Genomic DNA, 16,980 nt, shown 5'->3' on the forward strand with positions numbered 1-16,980 from the left:
GTCCGGGCATCGGTGCCGCGGGCGTCACCGCGTCAGCGCAGGATGTAGATCACGAAGAACAGTGCGATCCACACGACGTCGACGAAGTGCCAGTAGTAGGACGTCACGATGCCGGTGGTGGCTTCGTGGTGCCCGAAGTTCTTGGCGGCGAAGGACCGACCGAGAAGGAACAGGAAGGCGATCAGACCACCGACGACGTGGAGTCCGTGGAAGCCTGTGGCCAGGAAGAAGACCGAGCCGTACGGGTGCGACGAGATGGTGAGTCCCTCGTGCACGAGCTCGGCGTACTCGAAGACCTGACCGCCGATGAAGAACGCACCCATGAGGTACGTGAGCGTGATCCACTCGTTCATGCCCCACCGGTTGACCTGGAAGATCGATCCGGTGCGAACGGGCTGGAAACGCTCCGCCGCGAGGACACCCAGCTGGCACGTCACGGAGGACAGGACCAGGATCGACGTGTTGACCACGGCGAACGGGATGTTGAGCTTCTCGGTCTGAGAAGCCCACTCCTCTGCGGGTATCACCGAGCGTGCGGTGAAGTACATAGCGAACAGTCCAGCGAAGAACATGAGCTCGCTGGCCAGCCACACGATCGTCCCGACCGAGACAGGGTTCGGTCGGTTGACGCTCACGTGCTGGTGGGCGTGGGGGGCAGCCGTTGCGGTCGACACATCAGCCATTATGGCCGACGCCGGAGTGATTTGGACCATCGGATCGTGGGGTGGCGCGCGGCAAATCTCACAAAGTCTCCAGATCTTCCCACCAAGGCCTGCACTTCATGACGGATCACGTGGAAGTGCCATGAAATCGCGCATTTTCGGGACCCCTGACCAGCGCCTGGAACACGACCGTCCGTCGCGGCGCGCGTGGGTACGGCTCCCGGCGACGACGTGCCAAGATGCCCAGGTGTGCTGTGCCGCCGGTTCGGTGGTCCGCGGTGGCTCGCTCCACCGGGAGACCCGGGGGAGAGCACCCAGCAGACCCGGCCGGGCACCGGTCGGGATCCGGCCAGACCCGATCAGAAGGAGGCGACGATGACGTCGACCACGAGCGGCTTGACGACCATCCCCCCGGCACACCAGGACGTCCTGTCCGCCGACCAGGTCGAGGCCGTGCGCGCGCCGCGCATCCTGCTCTACAGCGACGACGCGACCGTGCGGGAGCAGGTGCGTCTCGCCGTCGGGCGTCGCGTCCGGGCGGGCGCACCCGACATCGTGTGGAAGGAGGTCGCGACGGCCACCGCCGTGGTGGCCGCGGCCGACGCGGGCGGGTGGGACCTGCTCGTGCTCGACGGGGAGGCGGACAAGGCCGGCGGCATGGGGCTGTGCCGCCAGCTCAAGAACGAGATCTTCCGCTGCCCGCCGGTTCTGGTCCTCACCGGCAGGCCGCAGGACGGTTGGCTAGCATCGTGGTCGCTCGCCGACGAGGCCGTCCCCCGGCCGTTCGACGCGATCGAGCTGCAGCGAGCGATCGTCTCGCTGATCGAATGACCTCATGAAGGGCAGATCCCGTGACCACGACTCCGGGCACACCGGCAACCGCTCCGTCCGTCCTCGCGCCCCACGGCGCGTCCCTGGTGGCTGAGCAGGCGACCCACTCGTGGCCGGGACTCCTGACCGAGCTGATCGCGGGGCACGAGCTGAGCCCTGACCAGACCGCCTGGGCCATGGACATGGTCCTGTCCGGCGAGGTCAGCCCCGTCCGGCTCGCCGCCTTCCTCGTCGCGCTGCGGTCCAAGGGCGAGACCGTGGGGGAGCTGCGCGGTCTGGCGGACGCGATGCTGGCCCACGCGATCCGGTTCACGGTGCAGGGCGCTGCGGTGGACATCGTCGGGACGGGCGGCGACCGTGCGCACACGGTCAACGTCTCGACCATGGCCGCGGTCGTGATCGCCGGGACCGGGGTCCGTGTCGTCAAGCACGGCAACCGCGCGGCGTCGTCGTCGTCGGGGTCGGCCGACGTGCTCGAGGCCCTGGGCATCCGGCTGGACCAGGCCCCGGAGCGCGTGGCCCGCCTCGTCGACGAGGTGGGCATCACGTTCTGCTTCGCGCAGGTCTTCCACCCCTCGTTCCGGCACTCGGCCGTCGCGCGCAAGGAGCTGGCCGTCCCGACGGCCTTCAACTTCCTGGGCCCGCTGACGAACCCGGCGCAGCCCCGCGCGGCGGCGATCGGGGTCGCCGACGAGCGCATGGCGCCGCTCGTGGCGGGGGTCCTCGCGTCGCGGGGCACGTCGGCGGTCGTGTTCCGCGGGGACGACGGTCTCGACGAGCTCGCGGCGACCGGCACCTCGACCGTCTGGGAGGTCCGCGACGGCTCGGTCGAGGTCAGCACGCTCGACGCGGCGAAGGACCTCGGCCTGCAGCGGATCACCGTCGAGGACCTGCGGGGGGCCGACGCGACGTTCAACGCGGAGGTCGCGCGCCGCCTGCTGGCGGGGGACGCCGGGCCGGTCCGGGAGACCGTCCTGCTGAACGCCGCGGCCGCGCTCGTCGCGGACGCGAGCCTGTCGGGGACGGCCGAGGGGAGCCTGGTCGAGCGCCTGCGGGCCGGGATGGAGCACGCCGCGGCGAGCATCGACTCGGGCGAGGCGTCGGCGGTCCTGGACCGGTGGGTCGCGGCCTCGACGCGCTGAGGAACGGCACGGCGGACGGCCGGGGCGGGACGCTGCACGCGGCGTCCCGCCCCGGCCGTCGTCGGGTCAGTCGTCGAGCCCCAGGGCGAACGCCTGCTCGAGGTCGACGTCGGAGTACGCGCGGAACGCGATGAAGGTCTCGGTGCGCAGGACGCCGTCGATCTTGCTGACCCGGTCGGCGATGACGTCGGCGAGGTCGTCGTGCTCCTTGACCCGCACCATGGCCACGAGGTCTGCCTTCCCGGTGACCGAGTACACCTCGCTGACGCCGCGCAGTGCGGCGACCTGGGAGGCCACCTCGGGGATGAGGTGCGGTTCGGTGTCGATCAGCACGATCGCGGTCAGCATGGTGTCTCCGTGGGGTCCGAGGCGCGATGCTCGTCGTCCGACGAGCCGGGGTCCAATCTAGCCCCGACGTGCTGGGCGACGCGCTGCGCCGTGCGGTCGCGGTCCGTGTAGGCGCGGGCCGAGCGGACGGGCCACGCGAGCGGGTGGCTCACGTCGACGAGCCGTACGCCGGGCTGCTCCAGCCATCCGAGCACGAGCTCGGCCTCGTGCGGGTGGCACGCGGGCGCCGGGGCCACGGGAGGGGCGACCTCCTCGGCCGTCGCGACCAGGGCGTCGATCGTGGGCCAGGGGTCGGCCCCGGGTGCGGAGACGCCGGTGGCCGCGAGGCGCGCGTGCCGCACCACGACGATCTCCCACCCCCCGCGGTCGAGCGGCTTGGCCGCCACGAGCTCGGCGCACGCCGTGAGCGGTGCGAGGCGCTGCGCCCGACCGGCCCCGAGCAGGAACGCCTCGAGGCGCGCGGTGACCTCGGCGGCCTGCTCGTAGCGCTCGTCCGCGGCGAGGGTGGCGATGCGCGCGGTCAGGGGCTCGACGACGTCGCTCGGGTCCGCGAGCAGGGTGGCCCGCGCGCGCCCCACCACGGCGGGGTAGCCGTGCGGATCCTGCACCGTGGTGCACGGTGCACCGCAGCGCCCCATCCCGGCGAGGGCGCACGAGCCGGCACCCGCGGCGGGCAGGAGGGGCAGGCGGGGCGTGCACTGGCGCAGCGGGAGCGCGTCGTGCAGGGCGTCGACCGCCTGCTGCGCCTGGCGCCGCGAGGAGTAGGGGCCGATGTGCGTGGCGTCGGGCGTGACGTCACGGACGATCGAGAGGCGGGGGTGGTGCTCGCGCGTCAGGCGCACCCAGCTCATGCGCTCGGGGAACTTGGAGCGCCGGTTGTAGCGCGGGGAGTGCTCGGCGATGAGCCGCAGCTCGCGGACCTGGGCCTCGAGCACGGTCGCGCACACCACGGGCGTCACGGCGTGCGCGATGCGCACCATCTCGGTCATGCGGCCACGCTTCTCCGCGGCCGTGAAGTAGCTGCGGACCCTGCGCCTGATCGAGGTCGAGGTCCCGACGTACAGGACCTCCTCGCCGGGGCCGCGGAACAGGTAGACGCCGGGGGCGTCGGGCAGGCCGTCGGCGAGCGTGCGCTTGCGCCGCACGTCCGGCGGCACGGGGTCCGTGGCGGTCGCGAGGTCCTCGAGGTGCGTGATCCCGAAGGGTGCCAGGCGCTCGAGCAGGGCGTGGAGCACGTCGACCGTGGCGCGGGCGTCTGCCAGGGCCCGGTGCTCGGGCGTCACGGCGGCGTGGAAGAGCGCTGCGAGGGTCGAGAGCTTGTGGTTGGGCGCCTCGTCCCGCGTCACGACCCGCCGGGCCAGGGGGACGGTGTCGACGACCTGGTTGCCGGGCCACTCGTAGCCCGCGTCCCGGGCGGCGGCCTTGAGGAACCCGATGTCGAAGGGGGCGTTGTGCGCGACCAGCACGGCGCCCCGAGAGAACTCCAGGAAGCTGGGCAGCACCGCCTCGATGGGTGGCGCGGTCGCGACCATCGCGGTCGTGATCCCGGTCAGGCGGGCGATGAACGCCGGGACGGGGGTGCCGGGGTTGACGAGCGTCTGGAGCTCTCCGAGCACCTCGCCGCCGCGGACCTTGACCGCGCCGATCTCCGTGATGCCGGCCGAGGCCGGCGAGCCCCCCGTGGTCTCGAGGTCCACGACCACGAACGTGACGTCCTGCAGGGGGGTGCCGAGCTCGTCGAGCCCGGGCTGGACGGGCACGCTCCCCGGGGCCGCCGTCGGGGTGAACGATCGGACCGAGAGGAGCGGGCGTGCAGCCGGGGCTGCGGTGGTCGTGGACGGCATGCGCCGAAGGTACGCGGGGGCACCCACACGCACCGACGGCCACCGGGGCGTCGTGCCCGTCGCCGACCCCGAGCACGACGACGGGCGCCGGGCCACGCACCACGCGTCACGCACCACGCGCCACGCACCACGCGCCATGCGCGACGGGCGCGGTGCCGTCGACGGGGAGCGGGCAGGTCGCGGTGGCGCCTCGGTGTCGGCCGCCCGCCGGGCCCGTAGTGTTGACCCATGGTCGGGACGAGTCGGGACGAGAAGGACACGGCACCACTGGCTGCCGACCCGCCGCCCGACGGCGTCGTCCCGGATCCACCCGTCCCTCCCGAGGTCCGTGCCCAGCTCCTGGAGCTGGCTGCGCGGGTCCTCGGCGCGTGGGACCCCTCGACGGTCCCGGTCGCCCTGCGCAGGGTCCGGACGTTCGCGCCGCGCCGGCGTGCCGCGTCGGGGGCCGTCCCGCTGTGGCAGGCCCTCGAGACGAGCCCGTCCTTCCGGCACGCGGTCGCGGCCGCGTGGAGCGCGGCCCACCCGCGGGAGGCTCGCGAGCTCGTGCCCGACGGCGGCGCGCCCCCGCCCGAGGCCGTCACCGACGCGTCAGCGCCCGACCGGACCGACGCCGTCGGGCTGAAGACCGCGCCCGACCGGGGCCGCACGTCAGCGCCCGACCGGACCGACGCCGTCGGGCAGGCCGCCCCACCGGAACCCGCGACCGCGCGAGACCTCGACACCGCAGGGCGGTCGGTGGACCTGGCCGTGGGCGCCTTCCTGCTGCGCCCGGACGGCTGGCAGGACCACCTCGTCCGGGCGCACCAGGACGTCCAGGAGCGCGAGGCGAGGCAGCACCGGGCGCAGGAGGCCGAGCGTGCGGTCTCCGAGCGCGACAGGGCCCTCGCGGAGCTCGACGCGGCCAGGCGGGCTGCCGCCGCCGACCGGGCCGCCCTCGACGAGGCCCGTGCCGAGATCGCGAGCCTGCGGCGCACCGAGCGCAAGCTGCGGTCCGACGCCGACCGGGCGCGCTCCGAGGCGCGCACCGCCCGTGCGGAGGCCGACGAGCAGACGGCTGCCGCTCGGGCCCTCGCGGCACAGGCGACGGCCGAGCGCCGGGAGGCCGCGGTCGCGCTCGAACGGGCCCACGCGGCGCGCGACGAGGCCCGCACGCTCACGCACACCGGTGCCGAGCTCGCCAACGCGAGGGCGCGCCTGCTGCTGGAGACGGTCGTCGACGCTGCGGTCGGGCTCCGCCGCGAGCTCGGGATCCCCCCGACCACCCTGCGCCCGGGGGACACCGTGGCGCCCGTCGACCGCGGAGACGGCGGCCACGCCGGGACCAAGGGGGCGGGCGGCACCACACGCCCCGGGTCGCGCGGTCGCGCGGGGGACGACCCGGCGCTGCTCGACGACGTGCTCGCCGTCCCGCAGATGCACCTGATCGTCGACGGGTACAACGTCAGCAAGTCGGGGTTCGGGACGCTGACCCTCGCGCAGCAGCGGCGCCGGCTCGTGGACGGGCTCGTGCGGGTCGCGTCGCGCACTGGGGCCGAGGTCACGTGCTGCTTCGACGGGCAGGAGCTGGGCCACATGCCTCCCGCGAGCACGCGCGGTGTCCGGGTGCTGTTCTCGTCCGGGGAGATCGCCGACCACCTGATCCGGCGACTGGTCGCCGCGGAGCCGGAGGGGCGCCCCGTCGCGGTCGTGACGAGCGACCGGGAGGTCGCGGACGACGTCCAGGCCATGGGCGCCGTGGCGATCGGCTCGCCCGCGCTCGTCGCGCGGCTCGCCCGGCTCTGACGCGCTCGCCCGGCCCTGGCTCCGTGCGGGCCGTCCCGCGCGGTCGTCGGCCGTGTCCGGGGGAGCGCCCGGGAACGCGGACGGCCGGCCCCCGCAGGGAGCCGGCCGCCTGATCGACCCGATGGGTCAGGACCCTCGGGTCACTGCGCGGGCACGCCCGCGTAGATCGCGTCGACCTCGACCGAGAAGTCCGTCAGCACGACGTTGCGCTTGACCTTGAGAGACGGCGTCAGGTATCCGTTCTCGACCGTGAAGTCCGTGGTCAGGAGGGTGAACTTCCGGATCGACTCGGCCCGCGACACGGCCTTGTTGGCGCGGTCCACGGCGGCGTCGAGGGCAGCGAGGACGTCGACGTCGAGCACTGCGGCCGCCACGCTCATGGGGTCCTTGCCGTGCATCGCGAGCCATCCCGGCAGGCCCTCGGGGTCGAGCGTCATGAGCGCCCCGATGAACGGCTGCCCGTCGCCGACGACGACGCACTGGCTCACGAGGGCGTGCGCGCGGATGCGGTCCTCGAGCACGGCGGGCGCGACGTTCTTGCCGCCCGCGGTCACGATGATCTCCTTCTTGCGCCCCGTGATGCGCAGGAACCCGTCCGCGTCGAGCGAGCCCAGGTCGCCCGTGCGGAACCAGCCGTCGACGAACGCGTCCGCGGTGGCCTGCGGGTTGTTGTGGTAGCCGCGGAAGACGTGGTGACCCTTGAGCAGGATCTCGCCGTCCTCGGCGATCCTCGCGGCGCAGCCGGGGAGCTGGGGGCCGACGGTGCCGATCTTGGTCGCGCTGGGGCGGTTGACCGACGTGGGGGCCGTGGTCTCGGTCAGGCCGTAGCCCTCGAGGATGCGCACGCCGATCCCGCGGTAGAAGTGGCCCAGGCGCTCGCCCAGAGGGGCGCCGCCGGACACGGCCCACTTGGTCTGCCCGCCGAGCGCGGCACGCAGCTTCTTGTAGACGAGCGCGTCGGCGACCTTGTGCTGGATCTTCAGGCCGAGACCGGGACCCTTGGGCTCGTCGAGCGCGCGCGACCAGGCGATCGCGGTCGCGGCGGCCCAGTGGAAGATCTTGACCTTGCCACCCGCCGCGGCCTTCTGCTCCGAGGAGTTGTAGACCTTCTCGAAGACGCGGGGCACCGAGAGGATGTAGGTGGGCTTGAACTCGCCCAGGTCCTCGAGGAGCGTCTTGGTGTCCGGGGTGTGGCCCAGGACCGTGCCCCCGGCGACCACGAGGACGCCGATGAAGCGCGCGAACACGTGCGCGAGGGGCATGAAGAGCAGCGTCCGGCCGTTGGGCTCGGCGAAGACCTCGGGCAGCGCCTCGACCGCGTTGACGGTCAGCGAGTAGAAGTTCTCGTGCGTGAGCTCGGCGCCCTTGGGGCGCCCCGTGGTGCCGGACGTGTAGATGATGGTCGCGACGTCCTCGAGGTTCGCGAGCCCGCGGCGGCGCGCGATCTCGTCGTCGCCGACGTCCTTGCCGGCCTCCTTGAGCGCTGCGATCCCGCCGTCGTCGATGACGAACACGTCGCGCAGCTCGGGCGCCTGCCCACGGACCTCCTCGACCGTGGCGGCGTGCGCGGCGGACTCGACCACGAGCAGCTTGACCCCGGCGTCGGACAGGATCCAGTGGACCTGCTCGGCGCTCGAGGTCTCGTACAGGGGGACGGGCACGGCCCCGGCGGCCCAGGTCGCCCAGTCGAGCAGAGTCCACTCGTAGCGGGTGCGGGACATGATGCCGACGTGCTCGCCGGGTTCGACGCCGAGGGCGACGAGGCCCTTGGCGACTGCGACGACGTCGGCGTCGACCTCGCGGGCGGACAGGGCCTTCCAGGGGGCGCCCGGTCCGCTCTTGACCTCGACCATGGGAAGGTCGGGGCCGGCGGCGACGCGGGTCGCGAAGAGGTCGTTGAGGTTGTCGAGGGGATCGACATCGATGATGCGCGGTGCGCTGAACTCGTCCATGCTGGCTCCAGTGGCAGAAGTCGACGGTGGAAGAACAGTACCCACAGGGTGCAAGTGTCGTTGACCGCCTCCGAGTCGGTACTCTTCGTGGTGCTGTGCGCTGTTGCGCAAGATTTCAGGCCGTACCTGGGCGAAGACCGGGAGCGACCGGACTTCGGAGCCGACGGACGTACGCAGAACCGATGCCGAGGCGGTGCACAACCGTTACCCCGGCGCGTGTTCTCTTCGGGAGTTCCAGACCGCTACGTGAGTGAGGACCTGACATGCATGCCATCGGAGTCGACATCGGCGGAACGAAGATCGCCGCGGGTGTGGTCGACGAGAACGGCACCATCCTTGCGCAGACGCGTCGCGACACCGAGCCCGACGACGTCGCCAGCATCGACGCCGCGGTCGCCGACGTCTACGCCGAGCTCTCCAAGGAGTTCCAGGTCGAGGCCATGGGCCTGGCCGCTGCCGGCTTCGTGAGCCCCGACCGGACCTCGGTCCTGTTCGCCCCCAACATCGCGTGGCGCGAGTACCCGCTGGCCGACAAGGTCCGGGCCCTGATCGGCGCCGACGACGTGAAGATCGTCGTCGAGAACGACGCCAACGCCGCGGGCTGGGCCGAGTTCCAGTTCGGCGCGGGCCGCGACGCCTCCGACATGCTCATGCTCACGGTCGGCACGGGGCTGGGCGGCGCGGTCGTCGTCGACGGCAAGCTGGTGCGCGGGCGCTGGGGCGTCGCCGCGGAGGTCGGGCACATGCGCGTCGTCCCCGGCGGCCACTACTGCGGCTGCGGCCTCGAGGGCTGCTGGGAGCAGTACGCCTCCGGCACCGCGCTCGTGCGCGACGCCCAGGCGTCGCTGATCACCCAGCCCGCGCGTGGCGCCGCGCTGCTCGAGCTCGCGGGCGGCGACGCCTCGAAGCTCAACGGCCCGCAGATCACGCAGGCCGCCCAGGCGGGGGACCCCCTGGCGATCGAGCTGCTCGCGAACCTGGGTCGCTGGATCGGCGAGGGGGCGGCCTCGGTCGCGGCCCTGCTCGACCCCGAGATCATCGTCATCGGTGGCGGCGTGTGCGCGGCCGGCGAGCTGTTGCTCCAGCCCGTCCGCAAGGGGTTCATCGACCAGCTCTCGGCCCGTGGGCACCGCCCCGAGGCGCAGTTCGAGGTCGCCCAGCAGGGCAACGAGGCCGGCATCGTGGGTGCCGCGGACCTCGCCCGTCGGTAGTCGTCGGCAGCCGCCGGCACGGCCCCTGTCTCCTCGTGAGGCCGGGGCCGCGTCGCGTGCCCGGGGCGGACGGGCCTCAGGGCGGGATCTCCCCGGGGGACGTGACGGGTCGGGCGTGACGCCCGGCCACACCCAGGGGCCCGACGGCGCAGCCCGGCCTCAGACCACCGCGCCGGGTCCCGAGTGGTCGTCCTCGCGACGGTGCGGCATGCGCCACAGGAGAACCGCGAGGCCTACGAGGAACAGGCCGCCCGCCACCTGGGCGACGATCGTCGGGAACGGCCGGAGGACGACCATGCCGACCAGCAGGAGGATCGGGATGCCCACGACCAGACCCCAGGCCATGGTCATGAGGGGGTCGCGGCCCATGCCGATGTCCGGGTCCGGGGGAGTGAAGTGGCTCTCGGCGTCCTCGAGCTCCTCGACCTCGGGGGTCGCGGGCCAGTCCCGCGGACCGGGGCCCTGCACCCAGGGCGCGACCGGGAAGGTCTCGTGGAGGTCGCGGGGGCCGGTGGCCGACCCGCGGTCCGCGTCCGGCCCTGTCCCGTGCGCGGGGTCCGCTGCTGCGGCCTCGGCCGCGGCGGACACGTCGGCGAGGTCCGCGACGATGTCCGCCCAGCGGGCGTCGACGTCGGGGAGGTCGTCGGGCGGCGTGCCCGGCGCGCCGGTCGATCCGTCGCCGGTCGGCTCGATCGCGTCGTCCTTCCCGTCGTTCTCACCCAGCGGTCCTGCATTCGGTGCGGCCATGGGGTTCACTCTAGAGTCGGAAGAGCGCCTCGTGTTCGCGAGGGCCACCAAGGAGGAACGTTGTTCTACTGGTTCATGAAGCAGGTGATGGTCGGCCCCCTGCTCCGGCTGCTGTACCGTCCGTGGACGCGCGGCGTCGAGAACGTCCCCGACGAGGGGGGCGCGATCCTCGCGAGCAACCACCTCGCGGTCATCGACTCGTTCATCCTGCCTCTCGTGCTGAACCGCAAGGTGCAGTTCCTCGGCAAGTCCGACTACTTCACGGGCAAAGGGATCAAAGGGCGCCTGACGGCCGGGTTCATGCGCGGCGTGGGCACCATCCCGGTGGACCGTGCGGGTGGCAAGGCCAGCGAGGCGGCCCTCACGACCGGTCTGCGCGTGCTCGGGGACGGTGAGCTGTTCGGGATCTACCCCGAGGGGACCCGCAGCCCCGACGGGAGGCTCTACCGCGGCAAGACCGGTGTCGCGCGGCTCGCGCTCGAGTCCGGCGCGCCCGTGATCCCCGTCGCGATGATCGGTACCAACATCGCCCAGCCGATCGGCAAGGTCATCCCCAAGCCCATGCGGATCGGCATCGTCATCGGCGAGCCGCTCGACTTCAGCCGCTACAAGGGCATGGAGAACGACCGCTTCATCCTGCGCTCGGTCGCGGACGAGATCATGTACGCGATCATGAGCCTGTCGGGCCAGGAGTACGTCGACATCTACGCCGCGACGGCCAAGGCGCGTCTCGCGGCCGGTCCCGCCGCTACCACACCTGCGGCCTCTCCGGCGGCGCCCGGCGGCAGGCCGGTCCCGGACGTCCAGGTTCCGGAACCGCCGCAGGAGGAGCCCGCGCCGTCAGTAGACTGAGGGAGCAGGCCGTCCCGCTGCCCCGGGTGATCCCCAGCGTCCAGCGACGCAGGCGCGGCGGCATCCTTCAACGAGAGGCTCCTTTGCTATGTCTGATCGTCGGCAGGTCCGTCGCGTCGCACTCCTGACGGCCGGCGGCTTCGCCCCGTGCCTGTCCTCCGCCGTCGGTGGCCTGATCGAGCGCTACACCGAGCTCGCCCCCGAGGTCGAGATCATCGCCTACCAGCACGGCTACCACGGCCTGCTGACCGGCACCAAGATCGTCGTCGACGAGGAGACCCGCAAGAAGGCGGGCATCCTGCACCGCTTCGGCGGCTCGCCCATCGGCAACTCGCGCGTCAAGCTCACCAACGCGAAGGACTGCGTCAAGCGCGGCCTCGTCCAGGAGGGCCAGGACCCGCTGCAGGTCGCCGCGGAGCAGCTCAAGGCCGACGGCGTCGACGTCCTGCACACCATCGGTGGGGACGACACGAACACGACGGCAGCCGACCTCGCGGCCTACCTCCACGAGAACGACTACGAGCTCACCGTGGTGGGCCTGCCCAAGACGATCGACAACGACGTGATCCCGATCCGTCAGTCGCTCGGCGCCTGGACCGCGGCCGAGGAGGCCGCCGGGTTCGCGCGCAACATCATCGGCGAGCACCGCTCCGGCCCGCGCATGCTGATCGTGCACGAGGTCATGGGGCGTCACTGCGGCTGGCTGACCGCCGCCTCGGCCGCCGAGTACCGCAAGTGGCTCGACACGCAGGAGTGGGTCCCGGGCATCGGCCTGACCAAGGAGCGGTGGGACATCCACGCGGTGTTCGTCCCCGAGCTCGCGCTCGACATCGAGGCCGAGGCCGCGCGCCTGCGCACCGTCATGGACGAGGTCGGCAACGTCAACATCTTCCTCTCGGAGGGTGCCGGCATGAACGAGATCGTCGCGCAGCTCGAGGCGTCGGGCGAGACGGTCGAGCGCGACCCGTTCGGTCACGTCAAGCTCGACACCATCAACCCGGGGGCCTGGTTCGCCAAGCAGTTCGCGGAGAAGCTGGGCGCCGAGAAGACCATGGTCCAGAAGTCGGGCTACTACTCGCGCGCCGCGGCCGCGAACGCCGAGGACCTGCGCCTCATCAAGTCCATGACGGACCTCGCCGTGGACTGCGCGTTCAAGGGCGAGTCGGGCGTGATCGGCCACGACGAGGAGAACGGCGACCGCCTGCGGGCGATCGAGTTCCCGCGCATCGCGGGCGGCAAGGCGTTCGACGTCTCGCAGCCGTGGTTCGGCGACCTGCTGAGCGAGATCGGCCAGCCGCTCGTGCCGGCTGCGCCTGCGGAGCACTGATCCGCTGATGGCGACCACGACCGGCGCGGAGATCCACCAGGGACTGGACGCGTTCCGCTCCCTCGTCGCGCAGCAGCAACCCACGTGGCCCGACGCCGCGGCCCTCGCGGACGTGTCCGCGCGGCTCGCGGCCTCCGCGCCGCTCGTGGTCCCCACCGAGGCCGACACCCTGCGCTCGCGGCTCGCAGCCGCTGGCCGGGGCGAGGCCTTCCTCCTTCAGGGCGGCGACTGCGCCGAGACGTTCGCGGACGCGAACGCCCTGCGCATCCGCAACAAGGTGCGCACCATCCTGCAGATGGCCGTGATCCTCACGCACGGCGCGAGCATGCCCGTCGTCAAGATGGGTCGGCTCGCGGGGCAGTACGCCAAGCCGCGCAGCTCGAACGACGAGACGCGCGACGGCGTGACGCTGCCCGCGTACCGCGGCGACATGGTCAACGGGCACGCGTTCACCCCCGAGGACCGCGTCCCGGACCCCGAGCGCCTCATGCAGGCCTACCGGATCTCGTCGGCCACGCTCAACGTGGTGCGGGCGTTCACGGGCGGCGGGTTCGCCGACCTGCGTCAGGTGCACGAGTGGAACCGTGGCTTCATGCGCAACCCCGCGTACGCGCGCTACGAGAGCACGGCCGCGGAGATCGACCGGGCGATCCGCTTCATGAAGGCGTGCGGGGTCGACTTCGACGCGTTGCGCACCGTGGAGTTCTTCGTGAGCCACGAGGCCCTGATCCTCGACTACGAGCGCTCGCTCACGCGCATCGACTCGCGCTCGGGCGACGCGTACGACACCTCGGGGCACTTCCTGTGGATCGGTGAGCGCACGCGCCAGCTCGACGGCGCGCACGTCGACTTCCTGTCGCGCGTGGCGAACCCGATCGGGGTCAAGCTCGGCCCCACCACGGCCCCCGACGACGCGCTGCGTCTCATCGACAAGCTCAACCCGGACGCGATCCCGGGCCGCCTGACGTTCATCACGCGCATGGGTGCGGGACGGATCCGCGACGCGCTGCCAGCGCTCGTCGAGGCCGTGCGCGAGTCCGGCGCCCCCGTCACGTGGGTCACGGACCCCATGCACGGGAACACCATCACCTCGGACAGCGGCTACAAGACCCGTCGCCTCGAGGACGTCCTGGACGAGGTCCGTGGCTTCTTCGAGGTCCACCGCGCGCTCGGCACGGTGCCCGGTGGCCTGCACGTGGAGCTCACGGGTGACGACGTGACCGAGGTGCTGGGCGGCAGCGAGGAGATCGACGACGCCGGCCTGGCGCTGCGCTACGAGACGCTCGTGGACCCGCGCCTGAACCACCAGCAGTCGCTCGAGATGGCGTTCCAGGTCGCGGAGATGCTCCAGGCCCGTTGACGTGTCGTCGGGCCGTGCGGCCCGGGACGACCCCACGCAGCCCGACGGCGGCGCCCCTGCGGGTGCGCCGCCGTCGGGCTGCGTCGTGCCGGGGACGTGCGTCGTCACGGCAGCGGGGCGAGGGCACCCGCGCGGCGTCGGGGGGACGCGCGCTCTGCTCCCGTGGGCAGGTCAGAAGACGTTGATCACGATCGTCGAGCCCTTGGGGGCCGTCTTGCCGTCGCCCCCGGCGGGGTCCTGCGCGTAGACGATGTTGAGCGGGCTGATGCCCTGCGGGTGGCGCACCTCGACCTCGAACCCCGCGTCCCTGAGCATCTTCTCGGCCTCGGTGACGTTGCGCCCGTAGGTGTCGGGGATCTCGACGAGCGGGGGGCCGAGCGAGATCACGAGGGCGACCTTGTCCCCGCGGTGGCCCTCGGTGCCGTTCTCGGGCGTCTGGCTGACGACCAGTCCCGCGGCGACCGTCTCGGAGTAGTCGTCGGTCGAGCTGGGCTTGAGCCCCAGGTCGGAGAGCGCGGTCAGGGCGGCCTCCTTCTCGAGGCCGACGACCTGCGGGATCGTGACAGGGGCCGGCCCCTGGGACACCGTCAGCACGGGAACGGTCGAGTGGGGCACCGCCGTGCCCTCGGGCTCGGAGACGGCGACCACGGTCCCCGCGGGGGCCGTGTCGCTGTAGGCCTCCTTCGGGTCGCCCACGGTGAAGCCTGCGTCCTCGAGGGCCTCGGTCGCCTCGTCGACGGGCTTGCCCACGAGACCGGACGGGATCTCGACCATCTTCACGCCCAGCGAGACCAGCAGGTGGACCGTGCCGTCCTTGCGGACACGCTCGCCCGCGCCGGGGTCGGTCGAGATCACGCTGCCCGCCGCGAAGGTGTCGTCGTAGGCCGTGGTGACGGAGCTGTGCAGCTTGACCGCGTCGAGGGTCTGCTCGGCCCCTGCCTGCGGGACGCCCACGAGGCCGCCGGGGACGGCCGTGTAGGCGCCCGGACCGCTGAGGAACCACCACGACGCGCCGGTCACGGCGCCCACGACCAGGAGGGTGATCGCCAGGCCCCACCACCAGCGGCGCCGCCGCCGCGCGCCGGGCGACGCCTCGTCAACCGGCCCGTCGTCGGAGGGCTCGAGGGCGTGGCCGGCCAGCGCCCCGCGGTCGAGGACCTGGGTGTGCTGGGAGTCGGCGACCGGGTGGGTGGTCGGCGCCGGGATCGGGGAGGTCGGCAGTCCGGGCAGGGTCGTCGTGGGGGTCGGGTCCGGCACGGTCGTCACCGAGGTGCCGGGGCCCGCGAGCGCGCTGGCCAGCGCACCGGTCGCGACGCCCAGCACCGCGGTGTCCGGGGACCCCGCGGACGGACCGCTGCTCGCGGGCACGGCGCCCGGCGCCGCCGACGAACGGCGGTCGAGATCCGCAGGTCCGAGCGACTGCCGGGTCTGACGGACCAGGGAGAGGGCCGCCGACGCGTCCACGGGACGGTCCTCGGGAGAGCGTGCCGCGAGAGCGCACACGAGGACGTCCACCTCGGCGGGGATCCAGGGCTCGACGTCGGACGGCGCCGGGATGTCGGAGTTGACGTGCTGGAAGGCCACCTGCAGCGGTGTCTCGCCCGTGAAGGGGTGGCGGCCCGTGAGCATCTCGTAGGCGAGGACGCCCACGGCGTACACGTCCGTGCGCGCGTCGCACCGGCCCGACGTGATGAGCTCGGGGCCCAGGTAGGCGACCGTGCCCAGGATGGTGCTCGTCGCGGTCGACGCCCCCTCGCTGACCGCGCGGGCCAGGCCGAAGTCGGCGACCTTGACGCGCCCCGACTCGTCGAGGAGCACGTTCTCCGGCTTGACGTCCCGGTGGACGAGGCCCTTGCGGTGGGCGGCGGCGAGCGCGTCGAGGATCTGCTCGAGCAGGTCGAGCGAGCGCCCCACGGTCAGCGGCCCCTCGGCCTGCAGCACCTGGCGGAGGTTCGTGCCCGGCACGTACTCCATGGTCAGGTAGCTGGTCTCGCCGTCGACGCCCTGGTCGAACACCGCGACCACGCCGGGGTGGGCCAGGCGGGCTGCCGCGCGCGCCTCGCGCCGGAACCTCGCGACGAACTCGCTGCCGTCGCTGCCCTCCGCCAGGTGGGGGTGCATGACCTTGAGCGCGACCTCCCGGTCGAGGCGGCGGTCCACGGCCAGGTACACCGTGGCCATGCCGCCACGGGCGATCCTGGACACGACGTGGTACCGCCCGTCGACCAGGCGGCCCACGAACGGATCGGACGTCACGGTTGCCACGGTGGAAGTCTAGGCGTCGGTGAGCCCGGAACGGGTGAGGCGGTGACCGCAGGGCGTGCGGGTCGTGGGGACGGATCGTGAGGGAACCTCGGTGGGCGGGCGGTCCGGCGACACGTAGGCTTGTCCCGTGACCGACGGAACTGATCTCGAGCAGCTCGTGAACGAGTGGCTGACCCTTCCCCAACTAGCCGAGGTGCTCGGCACGACCGTGACCCAGGCCCGCAGCATCGTGCAGGACCGGCGCGTGGTCGGTGTCCGGCGGGGGGAGCGGGCCTCGTTCCAGATCCCCGCGGCGTTCGTGGTCCCGGCGCACCGCGCCAACCCGGCGAACGTGTCCCCGGCACCGGAGAACCCGGACGAGGGCCGGTTCGTGGTGCTCATGTCCCTGCAGGGCACGATCGCCCTGCTCACCGACTTCGGGTTCTCCGACGCGGAGATCCTCGAGTGGCTCTTCTCGCCCGACGAGGCGCTGCGGACCACACCCATGGAGGCCCTGCTCGCAGGTCGCAAGGCCGAGGTGCGGCGCGTGGCGCAGGCCCTGCTCTGACGGCCCGCCGCCCCGCGGCGGCTCCCAGGGGAGCCCCGCGTCCGGGGTGAGCGACAGGCTGGACGGCCGGGGAACCCGGCCGTGACGCGACGTGGGGCCCGGCTGCCCGT

The 16,980-nt window shown here is 72.8% G+C and carries 14 protein-coding genes; 8 read left to right on the forward strand and 6 right to left on the reverse strand.

Features of this window, described 5'->3' with window-relative positions; all coding sequences use genetic code 11:
* Nucleotides 1-32 precede the first annotated feature (32 nt).
* Entirely contained in the window at nucleotides 33-683 is a 651-nt protein-coding gene (gene ctaE / locus NHG27_RS15855) for an aa3-type cytochrome oxidase subunit III (RefSeq protein ID WP_193719865.1), read from the reverse strand.
* A gap of 354 nt (nucleotides 684-1,037) precedes the next feature.
* Here ctaE and NHG27_RS15860 point away from each other — a divergent pair, with 354 nt between their 5' ends.
* Complete coding sequence (locus NHG27_RS15860) at nucleotides 1,038-1,493, forward strand: hypothetical protein (RefSeq protein WP_227748458.1); 456 nt, start codon at nucleotides 1,038-1,040, stop codon at nucleotides 1,491-1,493.
* An 83-nt stretch (nucleotides 1,494-1,576) separates the two neighbouring features.
* Entirely contained in the window at nucleotides 1,577-2,635 is a 1,059-nt protein-coding gene (gene trpD / locus NHG27_RS15865; protein WP_497016940.1) for an anthranilate phosphoribosyltransferase, read from the forward strand.
* A gap of 66 nt (nucleotides 2,636-2,701) precedes the next feature.
* Here the strand turns inward: trpD and NHG27_RS15870 are convergent, their stop codons facing one another.
* Together NHG27_RS15870 and NHG27_RS15875 are read right to left on the reverse strand one after the other, a co-directional pair.
* Nucleotides 2,702-2,983: an Lrp/AsnC family transcriptional regulator gene (locus tag NHG27_RS15870; RefSeq protein ID WP_193719866.1), complete on the reverse strand. Its 282-nt coding sequence runs from the start codon at nucleotides 2,981-2,983 to the stop codon at nucleotides 2,702-2,704.
* Nucleotides 2,977-4,827, reverse strand: coding sequence for a DEDD exonuclease domain-containing protein (locus tag NHG27_RS15875; protein WP_497016935.1), 1,851 nt, complete (start codon nucleotides 4,825-4,827; stop codon nucleotides 2,977-2,979). Before NHG27_RS15875 ends, NHG27_RS15870 begins: the two co-directional genes overlap by 7 nt.
* Before the next feature lie 228 nt (nucleotides 4,828-5,055).
* On the opposite strand from NHG27_RS15875, the gene NHG27_RS15880 reads away from it, so the two are divergent.
* Entirely contained in the window at nucleotides 5,056-6,609 is a 1,554-nt protein-coding gene (locus tag NHG27_RS15880) for an NYN domain-containing protein (RefSeq protein ID WP_497016936.1), read from the forward strand.
* A 140-nt stretch (nucleotides 6,610-6,749) separates the two neighbouring features.
* On the opposite strand, the gene NHG27_RS15885 is transcribed toward NHG27_RS15880, so the two are convergent.
* Nucleotides 6,750-8,561, reverse strand: coding sequence for an AMP-dependent synthetase/ligase (locus NHG27_RS15885; RefSeq protein ID WP_193719869.1), 1,812 nt, complete (start codon nucleotides 8,559-8,561; stop codon nucleotides 6,750-6,752).
* A gap of 263 nt (nucleotides 8,562-8,824) precedes the next feature.
* Here NHG27_RS15885 and NHG27_RS15890 point away from each other — a divergent pair, with 263 nt between their 5' ends.
* Complete coding sequence (locus NHG27_RS15890; protein ID WP_193719870.1) at nucleotides 8,825-9,772, forward strand: ROK family glucokinase; 948 nt, start codon at nucleotides 8,825-8,827, stop codon at nucleotides 9,770-9,772.
* A gap of 159 nt (nucleotides 9,773-9,931) precedes the next feature.
* Here the strand turns inward: NHG27_RS15890 and NHG27_RS15895 are convergent, their stop codons facing one another.
* The gene (locus NHG27_RS15895; RefSeq protein WP_497016937.1) at nucleotides 9,932-10,519 is read right to left on the reverse strand and encodes a hypothetical protein; all 588 of its coding nucleotides are present in this window, start codon (nucleotides 10,517-10,519) and stop codon (nucleotides 9,932-9,934) included.
* Nucleotides 10,520-10,579: 60 nt separating this feature from the next.
* Here NHG27_RS15895 and NHG27_RS15900 point away from each other — a divergent pair, with 60 nt between their 5' ends.
* The 3 genes from NHG27_RS15900 to NHG27_RS15910 all read left to right on the forward strand — a co-directional run bounded on the left by NHG27_RS15900 (nucleotide 10,580) and on the right by NHG27_RS15910 (nucleotide 14,058).
* Complete coding sequence (locus tag NHG27_RS15900) at nucleotides 10,580-11,371, forward strand: lysophospholipid acyltransferase family protein (RefSeq protein WP_227748459.1); 792 nt, start codon at nucleotides 10,580-10,582, stop codon at nucleotides 11,369-11,371.
* 88 nt (nucleotides 11,372-11,459) lie between these two features.
* A complete protein-coding gene (locus tag NHG27_RS15905; protein ID WP_193719872.1) occupies nucleotides 11,460-12,698 on the forward strand; it encodes a pyrophosphate--fructose-6-phosphate 1-phosphotransferase in 1,239 nt (412 codons plus the stop codon).
* Nucleotides 12,699-12,705: 7 nt separating this feature from the next.
* Entirely contained in the window at nucleotides 12,706-14,058 is a 1,353-nt protein-coding gene (locus tag NHG27_RS15910; RefSeq protein WP_497016938.1) for a class II 3-deoxy-7-phosphoheptulonate synthase, read from the forward strand.
* A 171-nt stretch (nucleotides 14,059-14,229) separates the two neighbouring features.
* Here NHG27_RS15910 and NHG27_RS15915 read toward each other — a convergent pair whose 3' ends face one another.
* Nucleotides 14,230-16,323 carry a Stk1 family PASTA domain-containing Ser/Thr kinase gene (locus NHG27_RS15915; RefSeq protein ID WP_497016939.1) on the reverse strand — a complete coding sequence of 698 codons (2,094 nt, stop codon included), beginning with the start codon at nucleotides 16,321-16,323 and terminating at the stop codon, nucleotides 14,230-14,232.
* A 127-nt stretch (nucleotides 16,324-16,450) separates the two neighbouring features.
* Between NHG27_RS15915 and NHG27_RS15920 the strand changes: the two genes are divergently transcribed.
* Nucleotides 16,451-16,870, forward strand: a complete 420-nt coding sequence (locus tag NHG27_RS15920; protein ID WP_193719875.1) for an Rv2175c family DNA-binding protein — start codon at nucleotides 16,451-16,453, stop codon at nucleotides 16,868-16,870.
* Nucleotides 16,871-16,980 lie beyond the last annotated feature (110 nt).

The organism is Oerskovia sp. 140933 (assembly GCF_059651515.1).

What these genes read in the sequence shown, in the direction of transcription:
- NHG27_RS15880 (WP_497016936.1), top strand. Translation starts at nt 5,056, where the DNA reads ATGGTCGGGACGAGTCGGGACGAGAAGGACACGGCACCACTGGCTGCC.
- NHG27_RS15895 (WP_497016937.1), bottom strand. Translation starts at nt 10,519, where the DNA reads ATGGCCGCACCGAATGCAGGACCGCTGGGTGAGAACGACGGGAAGGAC.
- NHG27_RS15890 (WP_193719870.1), top strand. Translation starts at nt 8,825, where the DNA reads ATGCATGCCATCGGAGTCGACATCGGCGGAACGAAGATCGCCGCGGGT.
- NHG27_RS15885 (WP_193719869.1), bottom strand. Translation starts at nt 8,561, where the DNA reads ATGGACGAGTTCAGCGCACCGCGCATCATCGATGTCGATCCCCTCGAC.
- NHG27_RS15905 (WP_193719872.1), top strand. Translation starts at nt 11,460, where the DNA reads ATGTCTGATCGTCGGCAGGTCCGTCGCGTCGCACTCCTGACGGCCGGC.
- NHG27_RS15875 (WP_497016935.1), bottom strand. Translation starts at nt 4,827, where the DNA reads ATGCCGTCCACGACCACCGCAGCCCCGGCTGCACGCCCGCTCCTCTCG.
- NHG27_RS15860 (WP_227748458.1), top strand. Translation starts at nt 1,038, where the DNA reads ATGACGTCGACCACGAGCGGCTTGACGACCATCCCCCCGGCACACCAG.
- NHG27_RS15910 (WP_497016938.1), top strand. Translation starts at nt 12,706, where the DNA reads ATGGCGACCACGACCGGCGCGGAGATCCACCAGGGACTGGACGCGTTC.
- ctaE (WP_193719865.1), bottom strand. Translation starts at nt 683, where the DNA reads ATGGCTGATGTGTCGACCGCAACGGCTGCCCCCCACGCCCACCAGCAC.
- NHG27_RS15870 (WP_193719866.1), bottom strand. Translation starts at nt 2,983, where the DNA reads ATGCTGACCGCGATCGTGCTGATCGACACCGAACCGCACCTCATCCCC.